The sequence below is a fragment of the Streptomyces sp. NPDC012835 genome, assembly GCF_042900885.1.
In the GTDB taxonomy this organism is placed as follows: domain Bacteria; phylum Actinomycetota; class Actinomycetes; order Streptomycetales; family Streptomycetaceae; genus Streptomyces.
Genome location: NZ_JBIBBW010000011.1, coordinates 77717 through 103192, shown reverse-complemented (window position 1 = coordinate 103192; position 25476 = coordinate 77717). Strand labels below are relative to the sequence as shown.

Here is a 25476-nt window from a genome sequence, read left to right as displayed (position 1 = left end):
GAACCCGTGAGCCCATGAACGCGTCAGCTCATGAACCCGTCAGCCCGTCAGCCCGTCAGCCCGCCACGAAGGTACGGGCCGCCTTGTCGTGCCAGCACTGGCGCCAGGGCCGGTCGAACAGACACCACAGCACATTGACCACGCCGAGCACCACCAGCCCCAGCACCCCGTAGACCAGCCAGCGGCGCAGCGCGGCCCCGAAGCCCGGCGCCTCGTGCGACTCGATGTCCCGCACGTCGAGCCCGCAGAGCTTCTTGCCGAGCGTGCGCCCCCACTTGGCGGTCGGCAGCGCCTCGTACAGCACGCCGACGATCAGCAGGGCGACCAGTACCGCGCCGAGATACCCGGCGGTCGTGCCGTCGAGCAGCCAGACGGTGACGGTCTGCCCGGTCCTGCGGGCGGCCTCGATCTTGTCGTCGATGTGGGCGAGGGCTCGGGAGACGAGCGGCACGGCGAGCGCGCCGACCACCACCCCGAGCACGAGGCTGTCGATCAGCCGGGCCACGAGCCGCTTGCCGAGACCGGCCGGCCGGGAGGCCGCCTGCGCGCGGGCCGCCCGCAGGAAGGGGTCATCGACCGGGGGCTTCCAGGGCGCGACGGACCCGTCCGCGCCGCCGGACCCGCCGAGCGGGTGCGCCTGCTGCGCCCACGAGGCGGCGCCGCCGCCGTTGCCGGTGGAGATGGGGCCGTCCGGTACGGCGGGCCCCCGGACCTCCGGTACGGGGGCGGGCTGCGGCCGGTCGCGGGAGGGCAGCGACGGCTGCCCCTGCGGCAGCCGGGGCGACTGGCTCTGCGGTGGGGCCTTGGGGAGCGCCTTGGCGGCCTTGCTCGCTTCGGTGGCGCCCTGGCTCAGGGCGCGGATGGACATCGTGCCCTCGCTCTGGCCGTTGCGGCCGGCCGCGGCGTCGCCCTCGGCCTTCGCGCGCCGGGCCGCCCGCAGCGCGCGGAGGGCGACGGTGCTGTCCACCGGGGGTTGCGCGCCCGCGGGCGGCACCAGCGGCCGGGCCGGCGTACCGGCGTCGCCGTCCGTACCCGTACCCGTACCCGTCCGCGTACCCGTACCCGTTCCCGTGGCTGCGCCCGACGCTGCGACGACGGCGGCCGGCGGTCCGTCGGCGGTGCGGTCCGGGCCGTCGTCGGCGCCCGCCGCCGGGCCGGGGTCCGGGGCGCGCATGCCGGGCAGCGCGCCGCCGGTCGGGTCGCCGGTCGCGTCGCCGGGGCCGGTGGCCGGGGCCGCCGCCTCGATCCTCGGGTCGACGGCCCCCGCGGTCGGCGCGGTGCGGGGAATCCGGGGGTCCTGGCCCGGCGCTCCCCAGGCCACCCGGGTGTCGCCGTCGCCGCCGTAGCCGGCCTGCCGCGAGACGTCGGCCTGCCAGGCGGAGGACGGTTCCTGCCGGGGCGGTTCGGCCGACTGCTCGTCCAGGAAGACCGGGCCGGTCTCGTCGACGCCCGGCCGCACCCGTGCGGCCGGGCGCACGGTGCGCGGCCCCTCCTCGTCCGGCGGCGCGGGCCGGCTCGTACCGGGCACCCAGGCGGCGCCGTTCCAGTACCGGACGTATCCGGGGATCGACGGATCCGGGTAGAACCCTTCCCGGGGTACGTTCCCGCCGTCACCAGGAGGAGTAGCCACTGACCCCAACTCCGTTCGTTCGCACCATGGTTGACCTTGTCCGGGCTGTCCGCTGCCGTACCCCACCGGGCGCGTGCCTCCGCTTGTCCAAGGAAGACATTAACGAAGAACGCGGGGCCCTCAAGAAGGAGACCGACAGAAAGAATCGCATGTGGACGTCCGGCCGGAGGGCGTCGATGCGCAGCGTAAGGCCGCAGGGTGGCATCCGTTCGCCACGGCGTACGAAACGACGAACAGCCGTGCCCACAGGAGGCCCTCGCACCGCGCCCGCGCCTCGCACAGGTGCGCGTGATCGCCGCCGGGCGGGCGGGCCCGCGAAAAACAATTCGCGAAAGTCGCCGCGAGTCGCGTCATAGCCGCGGGGTTGACGCCTCTCATCCGGTACGGCCCCGGTGCGGGGCCCCCGTCAGGAGAGGAAGTACCGCCCATGCACACCGTGGTGGAACGCGAACTGGAGCTGAATCTGGTGCTGTCACCCGAACGCAGCATCCCCGTACCGGCCCGGCTGACGTACCGCACGGACGATCCGTACGCCGTCCATGTCACCTTCCACATCGGCTCGGACACCCCCGTGCACTGGACCTTCGCCCGCGAGCTGCTGGTGGAGGGGGTGTTCAGGCCGTGCGGCCACGGGGATGTACGGATCTGGCCGACGAGGGTCGCCGGCCGGTCCGTGCTGTGTTTCGCGCTCTCCTCGCCCGAGGGCGACGCTCTGCTGGAGGCCCCCTCGGCGCCGGTGTCGGCCTGGGTGGAGCGCACGCTGCGGATCGTGGAGCCCGGCACCGAGGCCGGGCGGCTCGGGATGGACGAGGGGCTGAGCGCGCTGCTGTCCCCGCTGCCGGCGGACGAGCTGTGGCTGCGGGACCCGTGGCCCTCGGACGAGTCGGTGGACGACGATGCGTAGTCGGGGGACGGTCCGGCGAGGCGGACGGACGGCCGCGGGGGCCGTCACGTACCCACCGCGCCGCGGCGTCCTCGGCTCAGAACAGCTTGCCGGGGTTGAGCAGGCCCAGCGGGTCGAAGGTCCGCTTGATCCCGCGCTGCATCTCCAGCCCCACCGGGCCCAGTTCCCGGGCGAGCCACTCCTTCTTCAGGACGCCGACGCCGTGTTCGCCCGTGATCGTGCCGCCCAGCTCCAGGCCGAGCGCCATGATCTCGTCGAACGACTCGCGGGCCCGCCGCGACTCGTCGGGGTCGGCCTGGTCGAAGCAGACGACGGGGTGGGTGTTGCCGTCGCCCGCGTGGGCGCAGACGCCGATGGTCAGGCCGTACTTCCGCGCGATGGCCGCCGTGCCGTCGAGCATCGCGGCCAGCCGTGAGCGCGGTACGCACACGTCGTCGATCATCGTGGCCGATCTGACGGTCTCCAGCGCGGTCAGCGACAGCCGCCGTGCCTGGAGCAGCAGCTCCGACTCGGCGGCGTCCTCGGCGGGCACCACTTCGGTGGCGCCCGCCGCCGCGCACAGCGCGCCGACCGCCGCCAGATCGGCCGCGGGGTCGGGGGTGTCGAAGGCGGCGAGCAGCAGCGCCTCGGTGGTCTCGGGGAGGCCCATGTGCGCCATCGCGTTGACGGCCCGGATCGTCGTGCCGTCCATGAGTTCGAGCAGGGACGGCGTGTGGCCGCGCTCCATGATCCGGCAGACGGCGTCGCACGCGGCGGCGGCCGAGGGGAACTCGGCGGCGAGCACCAGCTGCCGGGGCGGCCGGGGGCGCAGCGCCAGCACGGCCTTGACGACGATGCCGAGGCTGCCCTCGGAGCCGACGAAGAGGCGGGTCAGGTCGTATCCGGCGACGCCTTTGGCGGTACGGCGGCCGGTGGTCATCAGCCGTCCGTCGGCGAGGACGACGTCCAGCCCGAGGACGTATTCGGCGGTGACCCCGTACTTGACGCAGCACAGCCCGCCCGAGGCCGTGCCGATGTTCCCGCCGATGGTGCACATCTCCCAGCTGGAGGGATCGGGCGGGTAGTAGAGCCCCTGTTCGCCGACCGCGCGGGAGAGGGCCGCGTTGACGACGCCCGGCTCGACGACCGCGATCCGGTCGACCGGGCTGATCTCCAGGATGCGGTCCATGCGGGTCAGGGAGAGGACGATGCACCCGTCCGTGGCGTTCGCCGCTCCGGACAGCCCGGTACGGGCGCCCTGCGGGACGACCGGTACGCGCAGCGCGGTCGCCGTGCGCATGACGTGCTGGACCTGTTCGACCGAACGGGGCAGGACGACGACCGCGGGCGCTCCCGCCGCGCAGAAGCTCGCCATGTCGTGGGCGTAGGACGGCGTGATGTCGGGGTCGGTGATCAGGGCGTCGGCGGGAAGCCCGGCCCGCAGCTGTGCGAGGAGATCATCCATGGTCCCAGCGTCGCATCCGGGGCCATCGGTGTGAACCCGTCTGCGATCCACCCGGCAAGCCCGGACCATCCAGTCATATTGACGCACAGTAATCCGTATGAACGTCATGAAGGCGGAGCAGACCAGGCAGATCAGGAGGGCGGCTCTGGCGGCCGGGGTCGGGGCCGTACTGGTCGCTGGTGTGCTGGTGTTCGTACCCGACCCGGACCGGGAAGCCGCCGCTCCCGGCCCGGAGGCGCGGGCGATGGCGGCGGTGGGCGCGGGGGCGCCCGCGGCGCCCCGCGATCTGGCGGCGCTCATCCGCGACCGGGAGACCTGGGTGCGCGCGCACCCCGACGACGGCGCGGCGTGGGCGGTGCTCGGTTCCGCCTATGTGCAGCACGGGGTGGGACTCGCGGACCCGGCGTACTACCCGAAGGCGGAACGGGCGCTGCGGCGCTCGCTCGCCGTGACCGAGCCGGCCGCCGGCAGGAGTAGCGGGGACGGGGAGAGCGGCGGGGGCGGAGGCGGCGGCGGTACGGGCAAGGGGCGGGACGACGACGGCAAGACCGGCGCCGCCCGCGATCCGGCGGCGCTGCTCGGGCTCGGCGCGCTCGCCAACGCCCGGCACGACTACGCCGCCGCCAAGCGGTGGGGCGAGACCGTACGCGCACAGCACCCCGGGCAGTGGGCGGCGTACCCGGTCCTGATCACCGCGTACAGCGGGCTCGGGGAGTACGCGGCGGCCGGGCGCGCGCTGAGCAAGCTCAAGGATCTGCGGACCGACTCGCCGGTCCTCACCCGCGCCGCCGAGGTCTACCGCGACAAGGGCTGGCGCGAGGACGCGGCGGCCAAGGCGACCGAGGCCGTGGCGAGCGCCACGACGCCCGCCGAGAAGGCGCGGGCGCTCCACACGCTGGGCGAGCTGGCCTGGGAGCGCGGCGAGCCGACCGAGGCGCTGGGCCATTTCGACGCGGCGCTCGCGGTGACGCGCGACCACGCCGCTTCGCTGGCGGGCCGGGCGCGGACGCTGGCCTCGCTGGGCAGGACCGACGAGGCGTCCCGTGGCTACCAGGCCGCGCTGCGGAAACTGCCGCGTCCCGAATACGCCTTGGAACTGGGCGAGTTGTACGACTCGATGGGGCTGGACGGCGATGCCAGGACCCAGTACGAGGCGCTGCGCGAGCGGACCGTGGCCTCGCAGGGCAACGGGGTGAACGAGGAGCTGGTCCTCGCCAGGTTCGAGGCCGACCACGGCGATCCGCAGGCCGCCGTCCTGCGGATGAAGTCGGAGTGGGGTCAGCTGCACCGGAGCATGGAGGCGGCGGACGCGCTGGGCTGGGCGCTGTTCCGGGCGGGCCAGGCGAAGGAGGCCCTGAAGTACGCGAAGCGGGCGACGAACCAGGGACCGCGCAGCGCGCTCTTCTCGTACCACCGGGGCGAGATCGAACGGGCGCTGGGGATGCAAGGACCGGCCCGCCGCCACATCGGGGAGGCGCTGCGCGTCAATCCGCACTTCTCGCCGCTGCTGGTGCCGACGGCGCTGGACGCGCTGGAGGCGCTGGGCGAACCGGCGGACGGCGGACCGGCGGACGTGGACGGTACGGGCCCCGAGCCGCCCACGCTGACGCGCAAGTCCCCGGCGGCGACGACCGCCCCGGCCTCCCCCTCGGCACCGGCGTCCCCAGCCACCCCGGCCGTGCCTTCGGAGCCGGTGGTGAGGCCGTCGCCTTCCTGAGAGGACGGCGGCAGCGGCGTACTGCCGGGAGCGGGGCCTGGTCTAGGAGACCGGGCCCCGCTTTCCTGTGTGCGCCGCCTGGTCCTGCGGTCGGCCTTGGCCGGGGCCGGCCCGCCTTCGGCCCCGCGTGCCGGCAGATGCGGAGGATGGTGAAAGAGGGCTTCCGCCTGTCTCCGGGGAAACGAGCGAGCAGGGGGAGCGCCTGAGAGTCAGCGCCGCTCGGGTCCGGATGCTTGAGGCTTTCGGTGTCGGCCGGTGCCTGGGCCGAGGGGCCTGGGGGCCGGGCCCGGCTCCTGCGCCGGAGTCTCGATCTTCGAGTCGGGGTACTGGATGCGCTTCGCCTCCGCGAGGTTGGCTGCGAAGCCGTGCGCCTCCCACGCGTGCCCGTTCCAACGCTGGATCAGGCGAGGTGCCTCGGGGTTCACGTGCCCGGCCTGCGGGCCGTCGCCGGGGACCAGCGGGACGGCGCGGAGCCGTCCGATCTTGGCGTCACGACGGTCCGCCCACTCGGACAGCGGTTCGTCGTCCATTCCGTTTCCCTATGACTCGAAGGCTGCTCATCCGCGAGGGTAGCGCCTCGACGAAGGCCCCCCTCGGCTCAGTCGAGGCGGTGCTCCCAGTTCAGGTCAGGCGCCCCTTCGATCCAATAGTGGTGGGACGCCTGAGTGATGCGGAGGTGAACGGAGTCAATCTCGGGGTTCCCTGCGGCCTCCCAGGCGACGAGCGCCTCCTCGATCCGGTCCCACAGAGGCACAGGGCCACCCTGCCGAACCGTCCACCTGCCGTCATGGGCGATGAACTCGGCGAAGGACTCCCGGTCGGGGTCGAAAAGGTAGAGCAGGGGCGTTCCGTCGCTCCGGGCGGCACGGACGAGATGTGTTCCGGGCGCGGCGAGCTGGGCGAGAAAGGCCGGCATCCAGTCGTCCAGGAGGGTCGGTGAAGCCTTCGTCCCCCTCTCACTGTCCGTGTAGGCGGTGCGGGCCGACAGGTCACCGGCTACCGGCATGACAGCCTGGCAGCGCGCCTGCATGAACGAGGAACGACCGACGATCCGCCCCTCCGCGTTGCCCTCGTCGTCCACGGTGACTTTCGCCAGACCGGTCCCGTACGGCCAGGAGCCCACGGTGCTCAGGATGACGCCGCCGGGCTTGGTCTGGCGGACCCAGGTGTGCGGGATGCGCCGGACGGCACAGGTGGCGATCACCCGGTCGTACGGAGCGCGCCGCGGGTGCCCCAGGAGGCCGTCGCCGGTGGCAGTCCACGCCGAGAATCCGAGCGCTTCCAGCGCCGCATCCGCGCGCTCGGCTACCTCCGGGTCAACCTCGACCGTGGCCACGTTGTCCGCGCCGAGGTAGTGACACATGAGGGCGGAGGAGTATCCGGTGCCGGTGCCGATCTCCAGCACCCGGTGGCCGGACTCCAGGCCGAGGCTCTCGATCATGCCGATCACGGTGGCCGGCACGGTTGAAGAGGACGTGGGCACCCCGGCAACCGGCTCGCCCGCCTGGTCGGCGGTCAGGTGTCCGTCGAGCTGGGTCGTGAGAGTGTCATAGCTGTACGCGATCCCGAGCCACTCGGCGGCGTCGGTGCCGATCGCCGTGACGGGCCTCCAGGCGCTCCCCTCGTCGAGGAACACCCCGGGATGGAGGAACAGCTCGCGCGGTACGGCTTCGACGGCCGCACGCAGCCAGGGCGAGGTGAGGACGCCGTTCCGGACCAGCAGTTCGGCGAGGCGGCGGCGCTCGGGGCCGGAGTCGGTCATCAGGTTTCTCCTTGTGAGAGCAGGTCGGCGAATGCGGCGGACATCGGGAGGCCGGTCTCCGTCTCCAGCCACCCCCATTGGCCGTTCGGGTTCAACTCCAGCCACCAATAGCTGCCCTCTCGATCCACCGCGAGATCGAAACTCCCCGATACGAGACCAAGGAATTCCAGGTAGTGGTGCAGCGCCTTGTTCACCCGGTCGGGGAGGTGCTCGACGCTGTAGGTGAGCGCGCTGTAGTCCTTGCGCCAGTCCAGCAGATCGGACTCGATCCGTACGGCGAACGTGTGTCGGCCGACGACCAGGACGCGGATGTCGGCGACTTTGTCCACGCGAGCCTGGAACAGGTGCGGGGTGACGCGCACGGTCTCGTCGATCTCCTCGGGGGACACGGGGTCGGCCCAGCCGGTGACCTGCACTCCGTCTCGTGAGTACGGAGTCCAGCGCAGCGTCTTGAAGAGCACGTCACCCTGGACGCTGGTGATGAACCCGCGCGCTTCGTCAGGGTCGTTGGTGACCAGCGTCGCGGGGACCCCGAGCCCGAGCCGCTGGGCGAGGGCGAGCTGCGCGGGCTTGTAGTCGGCGGCGGCGATCCGCTGAGGATGGTTCACCCACAACGGACAGTCCATCGCGTAGAGGAGACCGCCAAGCCCGAAGCGCACCTGCGCAGCCGCGAACCGCGCGTCATCCGGTCCGAGGTGCGAGAAGGCCGGCCACTCGGGACGGCGCCAGTACACGGCTCGGACGCGGGTCAGGTCGGCGGTTCTCGAACGGGTGCGCACCCGCCCGGCCATAGAGGCCGGGCGGGTGCTGAACCGAGCCGAGACCGTCAGACCGGCGCCGATGTCCGCAGGGTTGAACCGGACCACGGGCACGTTTCGCCGGTTGAGTTCGGTGATCACCATGTCGGCGGTCAGATCATCCGCCTCGGTGGCCACCAGGACCGGCCTCTCCTCGGTCATGTCGTCAGTCCTGCTCGGAGTCCTGGTCGTGCCCCTGGTCGTTCTTCGAGTCCGAGTTCGTGGTCGTCGAGGTCTCGGTGCCCTTGCTGGTGCCGTGCGCGCCCATCTCGACCACCAGGCCCGCGCGGTCCTTGAAGACACCGAGCTGAGTGGTCGGGTCGACGGAGACCATGGCATGCGGGCGCTGGATGGTGGTCGGGTACGGCGCGAGGCGGCTGGCGCCCCACGGCACGGTGGGCTGTTCGACAGCAGTCGTCACTTGATCTCCTCGAAACGGAGTGGATGTTGGAGTGGAACGAACGAAGTAGCCCCTGGGGCCGACCGGCTACGCGGCGAGCGGGCCGCCCACCGAGACTTCCGCCCCCGGTGGTGCGTTTCTACGCCGTTCGACGAACGTCAGGAACGAAGCAGAGCTACCGTGCGAAACGTGCCTAACGTCCCAGGAGGTGGCCGTGAACGAAGCGCTTCGCCGCGCCATGCTTCATGCTCGGATTAGTGATCGACAGTTGGCCGAGAGGTGCGGCGTCGACATCAAGACCGTTGGACGATGGATCACTGAGACGGGAAGGATTCCCAGGGCCCGGCATAGGTGGGCTGTCTGTGAAGTGCTCGGCGAGGAGGAGGCAGAACTCTGGCCCGCAGCCGCCACAAAGGCGATAAAGGTCGGTCCGGACCGTGAGATTGTTTCCGTCTACCCGTATCGGTCCGGCTGCCCGGCGTCGCTATGGCGCTCACTGATCGCTAGCGCCGAGGAAGAAATGACCTTCGCGGGATACACGAATTACTTCCTATGGCTCGAACAAGCCCAATTCGGCGCTTCACTCAAGCGCAAGGCGGCCCAAGGGTGCCGAGTGCGTTTCCTGTTAGGTGACCCTGAAAGCGAACTTACGCGATTGCGCGAGAAAGATGAAGGCGTGAAGCTCACCCTGTCCACCCGCATCCGGGTAACACTTGCCGAGCTGGAGAAGATCAAGGGGCAGCAAGGCATTGATGCGAGATATAGCAGAGGTAACGCCTACTTGCCTGTCTTCCGCTTCGATGACGACATGATCGTCACGCCTCTGCTGACTCACAACGTGGGGCATGACGCCCCCACGCTGCATCTGCGTCGCCATCAGGATGATGGCATATTCGATCGCTTCGCCTCTCACGTTGAGGAATTATGGAACCGGTCCACTGCGGCATGGGGGGATGCTCATCATGGGGAGGCGTGACTACGAGAACGATCCGAATGCTCCGACTGCCAACAGTCTGGTCCCGGCCGCATCAGTCGTTGTCGTCGACGATGCCGGGCGCGTGCTACTCCAACGGCGAGTCGATAACGGCATGTGGGCACTCCCCGGAGGAGCCATGCACATCGGAGAGTCCTTGCCGGACTGTGCAGTCAGAGAGACGCACGAAGAAACCGGAATCAATATTGAGATCATCGGCATAGTAGGCACGTACACCAACCCCCATCACGTATTCTCCTATGACGATGGTGAAGTGAGGCAAGAATTCTCCGTCTGCTTCCTGGGGCGTCCCGCGTCTGGGAAACTAGCCGCTTCGGAGGAATCCACGGACGTTCGTTGGTTCAAGTCCGAAGACATAGATTCCCTCCCCATGGTCTCCAGCATCCGTAAACGCCTGGATGACTGGAGACTTGGTCACATGCCGGCGGCGCGGTAGCTGGTTGCGAATCGCACTGGGATGTCACAGAAAAAGGGAAGCCCCCCGACGCCCACTCAACACGGGCAGTCATCGGGGGCCGTCCACGCGGGCGGAGCCGGCCTCCATGGTGCCGCGCAGCCTCTCCGCGACAAACCTGGGGCTTGAGCTTCGGGCTTCTGGGTGGGGGTTCGTGCGGTGCTGAGCTGGGGGGGATGAGGGTGGTGGGGCGGCCCGGGGCTTGAGCTTCGGGGGTCGAGCCCTGCTTGTGAGGAGTGGTGGGTTCTTGTTTCCCCCCACCCTCCCTACCCCGGAGGTTGACTTTTCGCGATCGGGTTGCCACGCAGGGTGAGATCCGTCTAGCGTGCCCCCTGAACGGAAAACGGCCTCCGCCCGGTGTGTAGGAGCACCTGACGGAGACCTCACCAGCTCGATCAAGGCGTTGATCTTTGTGGCTGCTCCGCAGTTTAGTGTTGCGCCGCCGCGCGTGCACACCGCTTCCTATCCCATGGCCAGTCCCGGATACGGCAAACGTTCGGTTGCCGGTCAACCGGCCTCCTCCGCAGACGACTTCGCGCTCCTGCCCGGACGTGAGGCGGCCATCGCCGGGTTCATCGACCGGCTGCCCGACGGGGCCGATATGTCGGTGAAAGCGCTGGCCAAGGTGATGGAGTACGGGCAGTGCGCCTTACGGACGGCTCTGAACTTCCTTGAGCGGGCCGGACATCTCCTCCGGCGGCGGGAGTTTCTGGTGGGAGCGGGGGGCGGGCGGTGGGTCACCCGTACGTGGTTCTCGCGCGCCGCCCGGAGTGACGACGCCTGGGGTGCGCCTGTCGATGCGGGCGAGTCGGGTACAGGGGCGGCGAGCGTCGCGGCACCGGACCAGGCGCCGGTTTCGGCCCCGGCTCCCGCCCCGGCCCCGGTCGCGGCGCCCGGCACGCGGGCACGGCGGTCACGGGCGTATCTCGTACTCGCCTCCGTCGGGCGGCGATGTCCCGCACTGTCGCTGTCCGCCGCCGACTGCGCGGCGCTGGAACCACTGGCCGCCGAGTGGCTCGTACGCGGGGCCGGTGAGGAGGATCTGCTGCGCGCCCTCACGGACGGGCTGCCCGCGCCCGTACACCACGCGGCCGGGCTCGTACGATCCCGGCTCACCGCCAAGCTGCCGCCCGAGCCGCCGGACATGCCAGTGGCCTCGGGCCGGGTGATGGCGGTCATGGTGGAGTGTGACACCTGCCGGACACCGGGACGGCCGGAAGCGCTGAGCGACGGGGAGTGCGGCGCCTGCCGGGGCGTGCCCGCGCCCGTACGCCATCCCGCCGCGCTGTCGCCGGACCGGGTCCGGACCCTCGCCGCCGAGGCACGGAGCGCCGCCGCCCGCGGGTAGGCGCGCTACGGCCCGGCACAGGTGAGCGGGGCCCGGCCGAGGAGGACACTGTCGGGAAAGGCCGGGCCCCGCTCCACCCGCGTACGGCGAGAAGGGGCAGGATGCCCCCCCTCGGCCCGTCAGAGGTTGCCGCGCTTCTCCTGCTCGCGCTCGATCGCCTCGAAGAGCGCCTTGAAGTTGCCCTTGCCGAAGCCCATGGAGCCGTGCCGTTCGATCATCTCGAAGAAGACGGTCGGCCGGTCCTGGACGGGCTTGGTGAATATCTGGAGCAGGTAGCCGTCCTCGTCCCGGTCGACCAGGATCTTCAGCTCGCGCAGGATGTCGACGGGCACCCGGGTCTCGCCCGCCCACTCGCCGAGGGTGTCGTAGTACGAGTCGGGGGTGTCCAGGAAGCGGACGCCGGCGGCGCGCATCGCCCGTACGGAGGCGACGATGTCGTTCGTGGCGAGCGCGATGTGCTGGACGCCGGCGCCGCCGTAGAACTCCAGGTACTCGTCGATCTGCGACTTCTTCTTGGCGATCGCGGGCTCGTTGATCGGGAACTTCACCTTGAGGGTGCCGTCCGCGACGACCTTCGACATGAGCGCGGAGTACTCGGTGGCGATGTCGTCGCCCACGAACTCCTTCATGTTGGTGAAGCCCATGACCTTGTTGTAGAAGCCCACCCACTCGTTCATCCGGCCCAGCTCGACATTGCCCACGCAGTGGTCGACGGCCTGGAAGGTGCGCTTGGCGGGGGGCTCGACGATCGGTTCCGCGGCGTCGAAGCCCGGCAGGTAGGGGCCGTCGTAGCCGGAGCGCTCGACCAGGGTGTGCCGGGTCTTGCCGTACGTGGCGATGGCCGCCAGCACGACGGTGCCGTGCGCGTCCTTGATCTCGTGCGGCTCCTCGATGCCCCGGGCGCCGTGCTCGACGGCGTAGGCGTAGGCGGCGCGGGCGTCCGGGACCTCGATGGCGAGGTCCACCACGCCGTCGCCGTGCGCGGCGACATGCTCGGCGAGGAAGCGGCCCCACTCGCCGGCCGGCTTGATGACGGAGGTGAACACGAAGCGGGCCGAGCCGTTGGTGAGTACGTAACTCGCCGTCTCGCGGCTGCCGTTCTCCGGTCCCGCGTAGGCGACCAGCTTCATGCCGAAGGCCGTGGAGTAGTAGTGGGCGGCCTGCTTGGCGTTGCCGACGGCGAAGACGACCGCGTCCATTCCCTTGACCGGGAAGGGGTCGGCCGTGCGGGCGGTGTCGGGGGTGGCGGCGTCGTTCGCCGAGATGTCAGCGCTCATCGAGGTGTCAGCCATGGGGTCAGCGTGCCGCCGTTCCACAAGGTGCGCAATAGTTCGCGTTTTCACTGGGCAACCTGTACAGCGAAAAGCGGGAAACACCAGACTGTTCGCACAGGATGACCATGTTTAGTGCCACTGAGTGACAAGGAGACGGGTCATGAGCATCGACGGACTCGACGGCCGGCTGATCGCACTCCTCGCGCGGGAGCCCAGGATCGGGGTGCTGGAGGCGTCGCGCCGGCTGGGAGTGGCGCGCGGGACCGTACAGGCGCGGCTCGACCGGCTTCAATCGAATGGAGTGATCAAGGGGTTCGGCCCGACCGTCGATCCGGCGGCCCTGGGCTACCCCGTCACGGCCTTCGCCACGCTGGAGATCAAACAGGGAAAGGGCTCGGCGGTACGGGCCCACTTGGCGACCGTGCCCGAAGTGCTCGAACTGCACACCACCACCGGCCAGGGCGACATGCTGTGCCGGCTCGTGGCGCGCTCGAACGCCGATCTCCAACGAGTGATCGACCGGGTTGTCGGGTTTGATGGCATTGTCCGGGCCGCCACGGCGATCGTCATGGAGAACCCGGTGCCGCTGCGGATCATCCCCCTCGTGGAACAGGCGGCGGCGGACACGGACGGCGGAGCATGACGAAAGGCAGGGCGTGACGAAGGGCGAAGAGTAACTGGTTCGAGAAGGAGAAGCGGGGCAGGTTCCAGCCAGAAGGTGAAACGAGAGGGGCTTGAGTGAACTTCTGGGACTATCTCAGCAGTCGGCACCAACAACTGCTCACAGACGCGTTCCAGCACGTCAGCGCCGTATTCCAGTGCATGGTCATCGCCACCGTGCTGGGCATCCTGATCGGGATCGTCACCTATCGCAGCCCCTGGGGCGGGAATCTGGCCATCCTCTCCACGGCCTCGCTGCTGACGATCCCCTCGCTGGCCGCGATCGGTCTGCTGATTCCGCTGGTCGGTCTCGGGGTGGCCCCCACCGTGATCACCCTGACGCTGTACGGGCTGCTGCCGATCGTCCGCAACTGCATCGTCGGACTGCGCGGCGTCGATCCGGCCCTGGTCGACGCGGCCAAGGGCATCGGGATGTCCCGTACGGCCCGGATGCTCCGGGTCGAGCTGCCGCTCGCCTGGCCGCCGATCCTCACCGGCATCCGGGTCTCCACCCAGATGCTGATGGGGATCGCCGCCATCGCCGCGTACGCCTCCGGGCCGGGGCTCGGCAATGAGATCTTCCGCGGGATCGCCTCGCTGGGCAGTGCCAACGCGCTCAACCAGGTCCTCGCGGGGACGATCGGCATCGTCATCCTCGCCCTGCTCTTCGACGCCGCGTACATCCTGCTCGGCCGACTGACCATCCCGAGGGGGATCCGTGTCTGAGAACAACGACGCCGAGATCGGCGCCGGAAGCCACCCGGCGGACGGCGCCGCCCCCGGAGACGTCCCGGAGGCGGGGGCCGGGCCGGTGGCCGGCTCCGCGTCGGACGGGGGGACGGCTCCGGGAGCCGGACCGGGGACGGTTCCGGGCACCGGTTCGGGCGCCGGGATCGTGCTGGAGGGGCTCACCAAGCGCTATCCGGGCAACCGGCAGCCCGCCGTGGACAACGTCCACATGGAGATCAGGCCCGGCGAGACGGTGGTCCTGGTCGGCCCGTCCGGCTGCGGCAAGTCGACCACCCTGAAGATGATCAACCGGCTGATCGAGCCGTCCAGCGGCCGGATCAGGATCGGCGACGAGGACGTCACCAACATCGACCCGGTGAAGCTGCGCCGCAAGGTCGGCTACGCGATCCAGTCCTCCGGACTCTTCCCGCACATGACCGTCGCCGAGAACATCGCGCTCGTCCCCAAGATGGTCGGCTGGTCGAAATCCCGGGTCAAGGACCGGGTGGAGGAGATGCTCGACCTGGTCGGGCTCGATCCGCGCGAATTCCACGGCCGCTATCCGCGCCAGCTCTCGGGCGGCCAGCAGCAGCGGGTGGGCGTGGCGCGGGCGCTGGCGGCCGATCCGCCCGTACTCCTGATGGACGAGCCGTTCGGGGCGGTCGACCCGATCACCCGCGACCACCTCCAGGACGAACTGATCCGGCTCCAGCACGAGCTGCACAAGACCATCGTCTTCGTCACCCACGACTTCGACGAGGCGATCAAGCTCGGGGACCGGATCGCGGTGCTGCGCGAGCAGTCGCACATCGCGCAGTTCGACACCCCGGAGGCGATCCTCACCAACCCGGCGGACGACTTCGTCTCCGGTTTCGTCGGGGCGGGCGCCGCGCTGAAGCGGCTCAACCTGACCCGGGTGCGGGAGGTGGAGATCGCCGATTTCCCCACCGTGACCGTGGACGACCCGCTCCAGTCGATCTTCAACAAGCTGCGCTCGGGCCCGCACAACGAGCTGCTGATGCTGGACCGCAGGAGCCGTCCGTACAAGTGGCTCAGGCGCGGTGACCTGATGCGCGCCAAGGGGTCGCTGGCCCGCGCGGGCCAGCTGGTGCACGACACGGTGACCAGGGACGCGACCCTGCGCGACGCGCTGGAGGCGGTCCTGACCGACAGCGGCGGGCGGGTGGCGGTCACCGGCCGGCGCGGCGAGTACATCGGGGTGGTGGACATGGAGACCCTGATGAACTCCGTGCACGAGATGCTGGAGGCCGACCGTCTGGCCGCCTTCGAGCACGAGCACGAGCAGGCCGAAGCCCTCACCGGTCAGCAGGGTCAGCGCGGTCAGCAGCTGGAGGACGGTGCCGACGTATGAGTTCCCCCGCGCAGGAGGAGCACCGGTCCGACGAGCCGGACGCGAAGACCCCACCGCTCTGGGAAGAGGAGAAGGAACCCACCCAGCCGCCCGCGGCGCCGAAGCACCGCATCACCTGGCGGAAGCTGGTGACGGTGCCCGCGGTGGTCCTGGTCATCCTGCTGCTGACCTGGCTGTACATCAGCAATGTGCAGCTCGACTCGATCGCCAGGAACTCCCTGGGCGGCGGCAATGTGCCGCTGCGGCTGCGCCAGCACATCCAGCTCACCGCGATCTCCACCTTCTGGGTGCTGATCATCGCGCTGCCGCTGGGGATCGCGCTGACCAGGCGCGGACTGCGCAAGGCGGCTCCGCTGGTCACGGCGATCGCCAACGTGGGGCAGGCGGCGCCCGCGATCGGTCTGCTGGCGCTGCTGGTGATCTGGCTGGGCATCGGGCAGTCGACGGCGATCACCGGCATGGTCATCTACGCCGTGCTCCCGGTCCTCTCCAACACGGTGGCCGGTCTGCGCGCCATCGACCCGGATCTGGTCGAGGCGTCCAAGGGCATCGGCATGTCGGCGCGCGGAACGCTGACCAGGGTGGAACTTCCCCTGGCCGTACCGCTGATCCTGGCGGGCGTACGGACGGCGCTCGTTCTGAACGTCGGTACGGCGACACTCGCGACCTTCGGCGGCGGCGGCGGGCTGGGTGACCTGATCACCTCGGGCATCCAGACGCAGCGCATGCCGGTGCTGGTCGTCGGCTCCGTACTGACGGTGTGTCTGGCGCTGATCGTGGACTGGCTGGCCTCGCTGGTGGAAGTCGTGCTCACACCGCGCGGACTGGAGGAGAACTGATGCGGCACACCCGGTTCACAGCGCGGCTCCCCGCCCCGGGGCGCGGGCGGCTCGTCCGGCGGGCGCTGCCCGCCGCGATGGCGCTGCTGCTGGCGGGGACGGGGCTCGCGGGCTGCGGCCTCAAGAGCGGCTCCCCGATGGTCGACGACGTGAAGCCCGGCCCGCGCGGCGCCGGCCAGCCCCTCAAGGGCGCGTCGCTGACGGTCACCTCGAAGAACTTCAGCGAGAACATCATCCTGGGCGAGATGATCGGCCTGATCTTCAAGGCGGCGGGCGCGGAGGTCCTGGACCGTACGAACCTTCCCGGCTCGATCAGCGCCCGCGAGTCGATCGTCAAGGGCGACGCCGACGCGATGTACGAGTACACGGGCACCGCCTGGATCACCTATCTGGGTCACTCGAAACCGATCGTGAACGGCCAGAAGCAGTGGGAGGCCGTCCGCGACGCCGACCGCCGGCACGGGGTGACCTGGCTGCCGCAGTCCACGCTCAACAACACGTACTCCCTCGGCATCAACCAGGCCAACAACAAGAAGTACAAGCTCAAGACGTTGTCCGATGTGGCGGCGCTGGCGAAGAAGGACCCGTCGGCGGTGACGATCTGCGTGGAGAACGAGTTCGCCTCCCGCGACGACGGTCTGCCGGGCATGCAGAAGGCGTACGGCATGAAGCTGCCCGCCGGGAACATCAAGAAGATGGACGCCGGCATCGTCTACACCCAGGTCTCCAAGGGCTCCTGCCTGCTGGGCGAGGTCTTCACGACGGACGGCCGCATCAAGTCGCTCCACCTCGATACCCTCACGGACGACAAGCACTTCTTCCCGATCTACGACGCGGCGCCGGTGGTGCACTCGGCGACGTTCAAGAAGTACCCGGCCATCGCGAAGCTGCTCGATCCGCTGTCGGAGCGGCTGAACACGTCGGTGGCGCAGGAGCTGAACGGGCTGGTGGACGTGGAGGGCCAGGATCCGCACGCGGTGGCGAAGGACTGGCTGATCAAGGAGGGCTTCATCAAGGAGGGCTGACGCAGCGGAGCCCGGCTCCCCCGGCCACACGGGCGGGGCGAGGGAGACGCGTCGGTGCCACGTCCGCGGCACCGGCGCGTCTCCGCTCGGAATCTGTCCGGGATCTGCCCAGGATCTGTCCGTGATCTTCCAGGGTCTGTCCGTGATCTGTCCAGCTGTACGGCGTGACCTTTCGCGAGGGTGGGGGGATTACGTGGCGAGGTCACGTTTCGGAGGTGTACGCAGTGGGCGTGGACGGCGGCGGGACGGACAGCGGCGCGGCCGAAGGGGCGGACGAGCCGGGCCGAGGCAGTCGAGCTGGGTTCGTACAGGAACTCCGTCATCGACGGCCTGTCGCAGACCGAGGCAGACGCGCGGGCTGTGTTCGGCCCCCGTCGACCGTTGTCCACTGACGTTCTGCCCCTCGACCATGACGAGAACTCCGGTCTCGGAGGACCGTTCAGGGTGCTCAGGCTCAAAGACGGCAGTCGGTAGGGCTGACGGAAGCCCAGTTCCTCAGCAGGGTGATCGTCGATCCCAAAGGGGTGCAGACGCCGGACCTGCGTGATGGGACTGTCCGGGCGCAGGCTCTCACTCTTCGGGGAATCGGCCGCCTCCACCGGGCGAGTACGGGGAGAGACATGAGCCTCAAGGCATCCGCTGGGGACAGCTCTGGGCTGATGTGTGGACATCGGCCTCCTCCGCCTCGGCTTCGGCCCCGCCGCGTGGAGCGACTTCGTGGCGCACATGTCGATCAGGGGATCTCACGACCCGTGCCACCAGGTGGTGCTGGTCGGGCGGACCTGTGCGCCGATCGCCGTGTCGATGTGGCGGTGGTCCTCACGCGCGCACCGTAGTGCGTCGGATGGGTCGTACGCGAAGAGGGTCGGCGGATCGGATCACCCGTGGGAAATCCGGGTTGTCCCGGAGCTCCGTCAGGGTCGGTGCCGTCCTCGCTGAGGATCCGCCGGGGGCCTCAAGGCCGCCAGGATGAGGGCGTACCGACCCCTTCACCGGAGGATTCCCACCGTGAACTCACGTCCGTTGAACCGCCGAACCCTGCTCGCCGCCGCATCGGCCGCCGTCGCCCTGGAAGTGGCCGCCGGGCCCGCCCGCGCCTTCGGGGTCACCCGGTCGGAGCGTCCGCGTGACGGGGGACGACGAGCCGTGCATCCGCAGGCCGAGGCGTTGCGGGCCGCGCTCGTCGGGTTGCCGGACGATGAGGCGACGAGCGCGGTCGTGCGGGCCGGTGGGAGCGACGGGCGGTGGGAGGGGAGCGCCGGGGTGCGGGAGGTGCGTCGGCAGAGTCCGGCCATCGCGGACGGGCTGTTCCGGGCCGGATCGGTGACGAAGGTCGTGACGGCCGCCCTGGTCCTGCGGCTCGCCGCCGACGGCGCGCTCGGCCTCGACCGGCCGGTGCAGCGCTATCTGCCGGGTCTGCTGCCGCCGGAGTTCGAACCCGTCGCCGTGCGGCAGTTACTCAACCACACCAGCGGGATACAGGCGGGGGACGGTTTCGGCGAGGCGTGGGAGCAGCAGTACGCGCACCGCTTCGACACGCTCGCCCCCGAGACCGTGGTGGCCTCGGGGGTGGCGAAGGGGCCCGAGTTCGGGCCCGGGGAGCGGCAGCACTACCTGAACATCAACTACACGGTCCTCGCGATGCTGGTCGAGAAGGTGACCGGGCGGCCGTACGAGGAAGGGGCGGCCCGGTACGTCCTGCGGCCCGCCGGGATGCGGCACACCTCGTTCCCTGGCACCGATCCGCGGATCCACGGCCCGCACAACCGGGGGTATCAACTGCTCGCCGGCGAGCGGGTGGACGTGACGGACTGGAACGTGTGCGACCGGTGGGCCGCCGGGGACATGATCTCGACCGTGGACGATCTGGAACGGCTGCTGACCGCGCTGTTCCGCGGCGCAGTCGTTCCGCGCCCGCAGCTGCGGGAAATGTTCACGCTCCCCGAGGGCCTCACCGAGGCCACCAAGTCCGCCGGGCTGGAGCGGTTCGAGGTTCACGGGCGCGAGGTCTGGGGCAAGTCGGGCGCGCGCCCCGGATACAACACCGCCGTCGTCGCCACGCGCGATCTCAGCCGGACGGTCGTCTACTCGGTGACCGGCACCGACGCGCACGCCAACGGGCAGCCCGTAGCCCTGCGTTTCGGTTTCCCGGCGTTTCGCCAGGAGTAGAGCACGGGCCCGGAGGCCACCCCGCGGGGTCACGGGCGGTGCGGGGAGCGGGTCCGGCCGTTCAGCAGGCCGGGACCTTCTCGTCCTTCTCCAGCGCCTTGAGCGCCGACACCGCGCCCTTCAGGGTGGTGACGGGGATCAGCCGCATCCCCTTCGGCAGCTCGCTCCGCGCGTCCGCGCACTCCGCCTTCGGGACGAGGAACACGGTCGCCCCGTCGCGCCCCGCCGCCTGGGTCTTGAGGGAGACGCCGCCCACCGCGCCGACCTCGCCGGCGTCGGAGATCGTGCCCGTACCGGCGATGGTGCGCCCGCCGGTGAGGTCGCCGCCCGCGCCGTCGCCGTCGAGCTTGTCGACGATGCCGAGCGCGAACAGGAGCCCGGCGCTGGGGCCGCCGACGTCGGCGAGGTGGAGGCTCACGTCGACCGACTTCGCGTCCTTGCCGAGATAGGCGAGGGCCGCGCTCGTCGCGGAGTCCTGGGAGGCGACCATGTCGTGGACGTTGCGCTTCTCGATCTCCTTGTCGGACTTGCCCGACGGGTAGACCGCCTCGCGCGGCAGCACCGCGCGGTCGGTACGGAACCAGCCCTCGGCCACATCGCCGAGGCCGATGTCGGTGGAGGGGCCGGTCGCCTCGATCGTCGTCATCCGCAGCTGGCCCTCGGTCTTCCGGGTGGGCGCGCCGCTGACGGTGATGACCTCCCGGCCGTCGTTCGCGCCGAGGACGTTCGCCGTCATGCCCGGCTGCGCCACGGCGTACGGCAGCGGTGCCACCCCGGCGACGACGAACAGCGCGACGATCGGGACGGCGCAGAGGATGAGGGCGGTGGGGCGCGAGAGGCGAGAGAACACGGTGTCAATCTATCTGCCGCGCACCGCGTCCCGCTCCGAGGCCGGTGGGGCGAAGGCCGGGGTCGCCGACGCCGGGTGGCGGCCGGCGCGCGGTGCGGTGGCCGCGCGGCCCGCCCACGTCGGCCCGCCCCGCTCCACCGCGCGTCGGCGCCCTGCGTGAGCGCCCCGCGTAGGCGTCCCGCGTAGGCGCCCCGCGTCAGCGCAGCGCGTCCGCCACTTCCCTCGCCGCGTCGACCACCCGCGGGCCGACCCGTTCCGGGACCGCGTCCGCGAGCATCACCACGCCCACGCTGCCCTCGATCCCCGTCACCCCGACCAGCGCCGCCGCCGCCCCGCTGGCGCCCGCCTCCAGTTCGCCGTGGGTGAGGGTGCAGCGCGGTTCGCCGAGTGCTTCCTGCCGCGCGGCGAGGATGGCGCGGCCCGCCGCGCCCCGGTCCAGCGAGTGGCGGAAGCCGGTCCGGTAGGCGACGTGGTAGTCGGTCCAGGTCGGCTCGACGACGGCCACGGCCAGCGCCTCCGCCCCGTCGACGAGCGTCAGGTGCGCCGTCGCCCCGATGTCCTCGGCCAGCGAGCGCAGGGCGGGCAGGGCCGCCTCCCGTACCAGCGGGTGCACCTGCCGGCTCAGCCGCAGCACGCCGAGGCCGACCCTGGCCCGGCCGCCGAGGTCGCGGCGGACCAGGGCGTGCTGTTCGAGCGTGGCGAGCAGCCGGTAGACGACGGTCCTGTTGACGCCGAGTTTGTTGGACAGCTCGGTCACGGTCAGGCCGTGATCGGTGTCGGCGAGCAACTTGAGGACCCGTAGCCCTCTGTCGAGCGTCTGGGAGGTCTCCGCGGTCACGACGCCCTCTCCTTCGGAGTGAGAATTCACCAGTGAGTGACGACGGCACTCTCACGGCCCGCGGCACCGGTCCCGTCGGTGACGCGCGGAGAGGCCGCCGGTGGGCCGGGGCGCCACCGGACGCGCAGCGCGGGGAAGTTGCCACGCGGCGTTTACATTGCGGGGACAGTAACCATGGACACCGCTCAGCGGAAGACCTCGTCCAGAATCCGGGCACAGGAGGCGACGGGGCGGTAACCGTACGGAGTTGATCTTCCGTGGAGGAGCGGCGCCGCCGACGGGCCGCGCCCGTACCGAAGAAGGGTCGATTCGGGCGATGTATCGGATTGTGTCGGGACACGTCGATGGCCGTTGCCCACCCGGACAACGGCCATCGACGTACACACTCCCACGCGCACCGGTCACTCAGTGCTACGGCCTCTGACGCATATCTTTACGCCGTCACCGCATTCGCCCACAGGACCTCAGCGCATCCGGGTGGCCCATTCGCCGACCTTCGCGATCCGCTCCCGCAGCTGTCCCGCCGTCGCCTCGGCGCTCGGCGGGCCCCCGCACACCCGGCGCAGCTCGGTGTGGATCACCCCGTGCGGCTTGCCGCTCTGGTGGACGTAGGCGCCGACCATGGTGTTGAGCTGCTTGCGCAGCCCGAGCAGTTCCTTGTGCGAGACCACCGGCCGTTTCTCGGCGGGCAGCTCCAGCAGGTCCGCTTCGGCGTCCGGCTTCTTGCGGCTGTGCGCGATCTGCCGGGCCTGGCGCTTCTGGAGGAGCATCTGCACCTGGTCGGGTTCCAGCAGTCCGGGGATGCCGAGGTAGTCCTGCTCCTCCGCGCTGCCGGGGTGCGCCTGCATGCCGAACGAGGCGCCCTCGTACATGACCCGGTCGAAGACGGCGTCCGACTCCAGCGCCTCGAAGGAGAACTCCTCCTGCTCGCCGGTGTCCTCGTCCTGGAGCTTCTCGGCCTCCGCCATCTCCTTCTCGGACTCGGCGTAGGGATCGTCCTCGCCCTTCTTCGGCTTGTCGAGCACATGGTCGCGCTCGACCTCCATCTCGGAGGCGAAGCCGAGCAGGCCGGGGACGGTCGGCAGGAAGACCGAGGCCGTCTCGCCGCGCCGCCTGGAGCGCACGAAACGGCCGACGGCCTGGGCGAAGAAGAGCGGGGTGGAGATGGTGGTGGCGTACACGCCGACGGCGAGGCGGGGGACGTCGACGCCCTCGGACACCATCCGGACCGCGACCATCCAGCGGTCGTCGCTCGCGCTGAACTCGTCGATCCGCTTCGAAGCGCCGGTGTCGTCGGAGAGGACGACCGTCGCCTTCGTACCGGTGATCTCGCGGATGAGCTTGGCGTAGGCGCGCGCCGAGTCCTGGTCGCTCGCGATGACCAGCGCACCGGCGTCGGGGATGCCCTTGCGGACCTCGGTGAGCCGCTGGTCGGCGGCGCGCAGCACGTTGGGCATCCAGTCGCCGCGCGGATCGAGCGCGGTGCGCCACGCCTGCGAGACGGCGTCCTTGGTCATGGGCTCGCCGAGCTTGGCGGCGACCTCGTCACCGGCCTTGGTGCGCCAGCGCATGTTGCCGCTGTAGCTGAGGAAGATGACGGGCCGGACGACGCCGTCGCCGAGCGCGTTGCCGTATCCGTACGTGTAGTCGGCGGACGAGCGGCGGATGCCGTCGTCTCCCTCCTCGTACGCCACGAACGGGATCGGGTTGGTGTCCGACCTGAACGGCGTACCGGTCAGCGCGAGTCGCCGGGTCGCGGGCTCGAACGCCTCCAGGCACGCCTCGCCCCAGGACTTGGAGTCGCCGGCGTGGTGGATCTCGTCCAGGATGACCAGGGTCTTGCGCTGCTCGCAGCGGTTGCGGTGCAGCATGGGGCGCACGCCGACACCGGCGTAGGTGATGGCGACGCCGTCGTACTCCTTGCTCACCGGCCCGGCGCTGTACTCCGGGTCCAGCTTGATGCCTATCCGCGCGGCGGCCTCGGCCCACTGCTTCTTGAGGTGCTCGGTGGGTGCGACGACGGTGATCTGCTGCACGACGTGGTGGTGCAGCAGCCAGGACGCCAGGGTCAGCGCGAAGGTCGTCTTCCCGGCGCCGGGGGTCGCGACGGCCAGGAAGTCGCGCGGCTGTGTCTCCAGGTAACGGCCGAGGGCGGTCTCCTGCCAGGCGCGCAGCTTGTTGGCGGTGCCCCAGGGGGCGCGGCCCGGGAACGCGGGCGAGAGGTGGTGGGAGGAGGCGGTAGTAGTCACGGTCTCCGGTTCGGGCGCTCGGGGTCGGCACGCGTGGGTGCCGCGTGGGCGGGGTCCGCACGTACGAGGACCGGGCCACCCTACCCGCGAGGGGGCCCGGTCCTCGTATGAACCGAGGGGTGGACGTACAGGTGCGACGGTGGTCACATCGAGGCCGCGACGGCTCCGGGCGAGCCGTTCGTGCAGCGCCCCACCGCACCCCGGGCCCGGGGGCCGCGACCGCTCACCGCACCGGCCCCCGCACCCGCGTGGCCACCCACGCCCCCGCCAGGGCCACGCACGCCATCGGCAGGAAGACCGCCGCGAACGCCGCCGGGTGGGCGCCCGTGCCGGCGGCGTCGGCGGTGGCGTGGGCGCCCACCGCGCCGCCGCCGAGGGCGGCGAAGGCCGCGCCGCCTGCCGCCAGCAGGAGGACGTTGGACAGGCCGTCGGAGATCTGGAGCGCGGCGGAGTTGGCGCCCGCCTCCTCCGGCGCCGACAGCTTGAGCAGCAGCACGCTCGTCGAGGCGATCACCGCGCCCATGCCGAGACAGCCGAGGCCCCAGCCCGCCGCGAGGACCCAGACGGGGACGGCCTTGATCAGTACGGTCGGCGCGATGGCGATGGCCAGCGCGACCAGCACCATCCCGCCCACCATCAGCCGCTGGCGGTACGGCTCCAGGCGCGGCCGGGACTGCACGTACGAGCCCAGCGCCCATGACGCCCCGCCGAGCGCCAGCGAGAGCCCGGCCATCGTCGGCGACAGGCCGCGCTGGGTGACCAGCATGAGCGGGACGAAGCTCTCGGCGGCGACGAACGCCCCGGCGGCGACGCCGCGCAGCAGCACCACGGCGGGCAGCCCGCGCGCCGCCCGCCAGGTGCCGGCGGGCAGCAGCCCGAGGACGGCGGGAACGAGGCACGCGATGCCCGCGGCGGCGGGGACGAGGGAGAGCCAGCGCAGGTCCTGGCCCGCGTACTGGAGCAGCGCGGCGCCCAGGGATATCGCGAGCGCGAGCCGGATCCGGTGCCGGTCGAAGGCGGGGGCGGGCGCCGTCGTGTCGGCGGGGCCCGAGGCCCTCGCCCGGATCGCGGGCAGCGCGAGCGCCAGCGGCGGGACGACGAGCACGGGGATGCCGATGAACACCCAGCGCCAGCCGAGGTGCTGGGTCACGGTCCCGGAGGCGAGCGGTCCGACCACGGAGGGGATCACCCAGCTCGCGGCGAACCCGGCCATGATCGCCGGCCGTAGCCGTTCCGGGTAGGCGCGGCTGACCACCACGTACAGCGCGACGATGACCAGCCCGCCGCCGACGCCCTGGACGGCGCGGCCGAGGATGAACAGCCACATGGTGGAGGCCGTCCCGGAGAGCAGCAGCCCGGCGCCGAACGCGGCTATCCCGGTCGCGAGCGGCGCGAGCGGGCCGCGGCGGTCGGCCCACTGACCGGAGAACACCATCGCGAAGAGGCTGGTGGTGAAGTACGCGGAGAAGGCGAACGCGTACAGCGGGATGCCGTTCAGCTCCCGCGCCGCCACCGGCATCGCGGTCCCGACGGCGGTCGCCTCGAACGCGATCAGCAGGACGACGGAGACGATCCCGACGCTGAGCGCCCGGTGCTCCGGCCCCAGGACGCCCCTTTCGCGCGGCATCGAGGCCATGGGCGCGGCGGGAGCGGGGGCGGTGGGGGCGGGCAGGTCGGGGGCGACGGCGGCGTCGGCTGGGTCGGGGGCGGTCATGGGCCCAGCGTAAGGGCCGTAGACCGGCTTGGACCCTGTCGGGCGGCGTATCCGCGCTGGTCCGTTGGGCGTACGACCGGCGTACGACCGTGCCCCGTCCGTGAACGGCGTATGGCAGTCGCGTTGCGTACCGCCGGGATCTGTTGAGCGCCGCGGGCCGGGCGCCTACGGTCGGAGACAGCAGGAAAGCGTGACACGCACGACCGTGTGCCCGAGTGGCTCAGGGGCTCGACTGCAACTCGAGTTACGGGGGTTCGAATCCCCCCACGGTCTCGGCGGCGAACAGCAGGACGAGCGGCCGCTCCCC

At 70.9% G+C, this 25476-nt stretch carries 22 protein-coding genes and 1 tRNA gene; 12 read left to right on the top strand and 11 right to left on the bottom strand.

Features of this window, described 5'->3' with window-relative positions:
* Positions 1 to 55 precede the first annotated feature (55 nt).
* A complete protein-coding gene (locus tag ACFY6S_RS31470) occupies positions 56 to 1630 on the bottom strand; it encodes an RDD family protein (RefSeq protein WP_388825115.1) in 1575 nt (524 codons plus the stop codon).
* 427 nt (positions 1631 to 2057) lie between these two features.
* Between ACFY6S_RS31470 and ACFY6S_RS31465 the strand changes: the two genes are divergently transcribed.
* Positions 2058 to 2534, top strand: a complete 477-nt coding sequence (locus ACFY6S_RS31465) for an SsgA family sporulation/cell division regulator (protein ID WP_388825112.1) — start codon at positions 2058 to 2060, stop codon at positions 2532 to 2534.
* Positions 2535 to 2610: 76 nt separating this feature from the next.
* Here ACFY6S_RS31465 and ACFY6S_RS31460 read toward each other — a convergent pair whose 3' ends face one another.
* Entirely contained in the window at positions 2611 to 3978 is a 1368-nt protein-coding gene (locus tag ACFY6S_RS31460; protein ID WP_388825109.1) for an FAD-binding oxidoreductase, read from the bottom strand.
* A 97-nt stretch (positions 3979 to 4075) separates the two neighbouring features.
* Here ACFY6S_RS31460 and ACFY6S_RS31455 point away from each other — a divergent pair, with 97 nt between their 5' ends.
* On the top strand, positions 4076 to 5695 hold the full coding sequence (locus ACFY6S_RS31455; RefSeq protein ID WP_388825106.1) for a tetratricopeptide repeat protein: 1620 nt from the start codon (positions 4076 to 4078) through the stop codon (positions 5693 to 5695).
* 209 nt (positions 5696 to 5904) lie between these two features.
* Here ACFY6S_RS31455 and ACFY6S_RS31450 read toward each other — a convergent pair whose 3' ends face one another.
* The 4 genes from ACFY6S_RS31450 to tgmA form a co-directional block, all read right to left on the bottom strand.
* Positions 5905 to 6225, bottom strand: a complete 321-nt coding sequence (locus ACFY6S_RS31450; protein WP_388825104.1) for a DUF6087 family protein — start codon at positions 6223 to 6225, stop codon at positions 5905 to 5907.
* A 68-nt stretch (positions 6226 to 6293) separates the two neighbouring features.
* Positions 6294 to 7457 carry an ATP-grasp peptide maturase system methyltransferase gene (gene tgmC, locus ACFY6S_RS31445; RefSeq protein WP_388825101.1) on the bottom strand — a complete coding sequence of 388 codons (1164 nt, stop codon included), beginning with the start codon at positions 7455 to 7457 and terminating at the stop codon, positions 6294 to 6296.
* Positions 7457 to 8416: an ATP-grasp ribosomal peptide maturase gene (gene tgmB, locus ACFY6S_RS31440; RefSeq protein ID WP_388825098.1), complete on the bottom strand. Its 960-nt coding sequence runs from the start codon at positions 8414 to 8416 to the stop codon at positions 7457 to 7459. Before tgmB ends, tgmC begins: the two co-directional genes overlap by 1 nt.
* A gap of 4 nt (positions 8417 to 8420) precedes the next feature.
* Positions 8421 to 8675, bottom strand: coding sequence for a putative ATP-grasp-modified RiPP (tgmA, locus tag ACFY6S_RS31435; protein WP_388825095.1), 255 nt, complete (start codon positions 8673 to 8675; stop codon positions 8421 to 8423).
* Between the two features lie 193 nt (positions 8676 to 8868).
* Here tgmA and ACFY6S_RS31430 point away from each other — a divergent pair, with 193 nt between their 5' ends.
* The 3 genes from ACFY6S_RS31430 to ACFY6S_RS31420 all read left to right on the top strand — a co-directional run bounded on the left by ACFY6S_RS31430 (position 8869) and on the right by ACFY6S_RS31420 (position 11450).
* Entirely contained in the window at positions 8869 to 9630 is a 762-nt protein-coding gene (locus ACFY6S_RS31430) for a DUF5919 domain-containing protein (protein WP_388825092.1), read from the top strand.
* Positions 9617 to 10084: an NUDIX hydrolase gene (locus ACFY6S_RS31425; RefSeq protein WP_388825089.1), complete on the top strand. Its 468-nt coding sequence runs from the start codon at positions 9617 to 9619 to the stop codon at positions 10082 to 10084. The genes ACFY6S_RS31430 and ACFY6S_RS31425 overlap by 14 nt, the downstream gene beginning before the upstream one ends.
* Positions 10085 to 10571: 487 nt before the next feature.
* Positions 10572 to 11450: a hypothetical protein gene (locus tag ACFY6S_RS31420; protein ID WP_388825086.1), complete on the top strand. Its 879-nt coding sequence runs from the start codon at positions 10572 to 10574 to the stop codon at positions 11448 to 11450.
* A 119-nt stretch (positions 11451 to 11569) separates the two neighbouring features.
* Here the strand turns inward: ACFY6S_RS31420 and hppD are convergent, their stop codons facing one another.
* Positions 11570 to 12742, bottom strand: a complete 1173-nt coding sequence (hppD, locus tag ACFY6S_RS31415) for a 4-hydroxyphenylpyruvate dioxygenase (RefSeq protein WP_388825083.1) — start codon at positions 12740 to 12742, stop codon at positions 11570 to 11572.
* Between the two features lie 142 nt (positions 12743 to 12884).
* On the opposite strand from hppD, the gene ACFY6S_RS31410 reads away from it, so the two are divergent.
* From ACFY6S_RS31410 to ACFY6S_RS31385, 6 genes are all read left to right on the top strand, one after another.
* The gene (locus tag ACFY6S_RS31410; RefSeq protein ID WP_388825080.1) at positions 12885 to 13367 is read left to right on the top strand and encodes an Lrp/AsnC family transcriptional regulator; all 483 of its coding nucleotides are present in this window, start codon (positions 12885 to 12887) and stop codon (positions 13365 to 13367) included.
* A gap of 95 nt (positions 13368 to 13462) precedes the next feature.
* Positions 13463 to 14110, top strand: coding sequence for an ABC transporter permease (locus tag ACFY6S_RS31405; RefSeq protein WP_388825077.1), 648 nt, complete (start codon positions 13463 to 13465; stop codon positions 14108 to 14110).
* An 85-nt stretch (positions 14111 to 14195) separates the two neighbouring features.
* Positions 14196 to 15485 (top strand): betaine/proline/choline family ABC transporter ATP-binding protein, encoded by a 1290-nt coding sequence (locus ACFY6S_RS31400; protein WP_388825809.1) that lies wholly within the window; start codon positions 14196 to 14198, stop codon positions 15483 to 15485.
* On the top strand, positions 15482 to 16324 hold the full coding sequence (locus tag ACFY6S_RS31395) for an ABC transporter permease (RefSeq protein WP_388825073.1): 843 nt from the start codon (positions 15482 to 15484) through the stop codon (positions 16322 to 16324). Before ACFY6S_RS31400 ends, ACFY6S_RS31395 begins: the two co-directional genes overlap by 4 nt.
* Before the next feature lie 77 nt (positions 16325 to 16401).
* On the top strand, positions 16402 to 17349 hold the full coding sequence (locus tag ACFY6S_RS31390) for a glycine betaine ABC transporter substrate-binding protein (protein ID WP_388825806.1): 948 nt from the start codon (positions 16402 to 16404) through the stop codon (positions 17347 to 17349).
* A 969-nt stretch (positions 17350 to 18318) separates the two neighbouring features.
* Positions 18319 to 19518 carry a serine hydrolase domain-containing protein gene (locus ACFY6S_RS31385; protein ID WP_388825070.1) on the top strand — a complete coding sequence of 400 codons (1200 nt, stop codon included), beginning with the start codon at positions 18319 to 18321 and terminating at the stop codon, positions 19516 to 19518.
* A 61-nt stretch (positions 19519 to 19579) separates the two neighbouring features.
* Here ACFY6S_RS31385 and ACFY6S_RS31380 read toward each other — a convergent pair whose 3' ends face one another.
* The 4 genes from ACFY6S_RS31380 to ACFY6S_RS31365 form a co-directional block, all read right to left on the bottom strand.
* The gene (locus ACFY6S_RS31380; RefSeq protein ID WP_388825067.1) at positions 19580 to 20368 is read right to left on the bottom strand and encodes a S16 family serine protease; all 789 of its coding nucleotides are present in this window, start codon (positions 20366 to 20368) and stop codon (positions 19580 to 19582) included.
* 196 nt (positions 20369 to 20564) lie between these two features.
* Positions 20565 to 21206 carry an IclR family transcriptional regulator gene (locus tag ACFY6S_RS31375; protein WP_388825064.1) on the bottom strand — a complete coding sequence of 214 codons (642 nt, stop codon included), beginning with the start codon at positions 21204 to 21206 and terminating at the stop codon, positions 20565 to 20567.
* 464 nt (positions 21207 to 21670) lie between these two features.
* The gene (locus ACFY6S_RS31370) at positions 21671 to 23455 is read right to left on the bottom strand and encodes a DEAD/DEAH box helicase (RefSeq protein WP_388825061.1); all 1785 of its coding nucleotides are present in this window, start codon (positions 23453 to 23455) and stop codon (positions 21671 to 21673) included.
* A 223-nt stretch (positions 23456 to 23678) separates the two neighbouring features.
* The gene (locus ACFY6S_RS31365; RefSeq protein WP_388825058.1) at positions 23679 to 25169 is read right to left on the bottom strand and encodes an MFS transporter; all 1491 of its coding nucleotides are present in this window, start codon (positions 25167 to 25169) and stop codon (positions 23679 to 23681) included.
* A gap of 201 nt (positions 25170 to 25370) precedes the next feature.
* On the opposite strand from ACFY6S_RS31365, the gene ACFY6S_RS31360 reads away from it, so the two are divergent.
* Positions 25371 to 25442 (top strand) — tRNA-Cys (locus tag ACFY6S_RS31360).
* Positions 25443 to 25476 lie beyond the last annotated feature (34 nt).

Excerpts from the sequence above, each read along its gene's own strand:
- ACFY6S_RS31395 (WP_388825073.1), top strand. The coding sequence starts at position 15,482 with ATGAGTTCCCCCGCGCAGGAGGAGCACCGGTCCGACGAGCCGGACGCG.
- ACFY6S_RS31420 (WP_388825086.1), top strand. The coding sequence starts at position 10,572 with ATGGCCAGTCCCGGATACGGCAAACGTTCGGTTGCCGGTCAACCGGCC.
- ACFY6S_RS31365 (WP_388825058.1), bottom strand. The coding sequence starts at position 25,169 with ATGACCGCCCCCGACCCAGCCGACGCCGCCGTCGCCCCCGACCTGCCC.
- ACFY6S_RS31460 (WP_388825109.1), bottom strand. The coding sequence starts at position 3,978 with ATGGATGATCTCCTCGCACAGCTGCGGGCCGGGCTTCCCGCCGACGCC.
- ACFY6S_RS31425 (WP_388825089.1), top strand. The coding sequence starts at position 9,617 with ATGGGGAGGCGTGACTACGAGAACGATCCGAATGCTCCGACTGCCAAC.
- tgmC (WP_388825101.1), bottom strand. The coding sequence starts at position 7,457 with ATGACCGACTCCGGCCCCGAGCGCCGCCGCCTCGCCGAACTGCTGGTC.
- tgmB (WP_388825098.1), bottom strand. The coding sequence starts at position 8,416 with ATGACCGAGGAGAGGCCGGTCCTGGTGGCCACCGAGGCGGATGATCTG.
- ACFY6S_RS31465 (WP_388825112.1), top strand. The coding sequence starts at position 2,058 with ATGCACACCGTGGTGGAACGCGAACTGGAGCTGAATCTGGTGCTGTCA.
- ACFY6S_RS31450 (WP_388825104.1), bottom strand. The coding sequence starts at position 6,225 with ATGGACGACGAACCGCTGTCCGAGTGGGCGGACCGTCGTGACGCCAAG.
- ACFY6S_RS31385 (WP_388825070.1), top strand. The coding sequence starts at position 18,319 with ATGAGGGCGTACCGACCCCTTCACCGGAGGATTCCCACCGTGAACTCA.
- ACFY6S_RS31410 (WP_388825080.1), top strand. The coding sequence starts at position 12,885 with ATGAGCATCGACGGACTCGACGGCCGGCTGATCGCACTCCTCGCGCGG.
- ACFY6S_RS31390 (WP_388825806.1), top strand. The coding sequence starts at position 16,402 with ATGGCGCTGCTGCTGGCGGGGACGGGGCTCGCGGGCTGCGGCCTCAAG.
- ACFY6S_RS31455 (WP_388825106.1), top strand. The coding sequence starts at position 4,076 with ATGAACGTCATGAAGGCGGAGCAGACCAGGCAGATCAGGAGGGCGGCT.
- hppD (WP_388825083.1), bottom strand. The coding sequence starts at position 12,742 with ATGGCTGACACCTCGATGAGCGCTGACATCTCGGCGAACGACGCCGCC.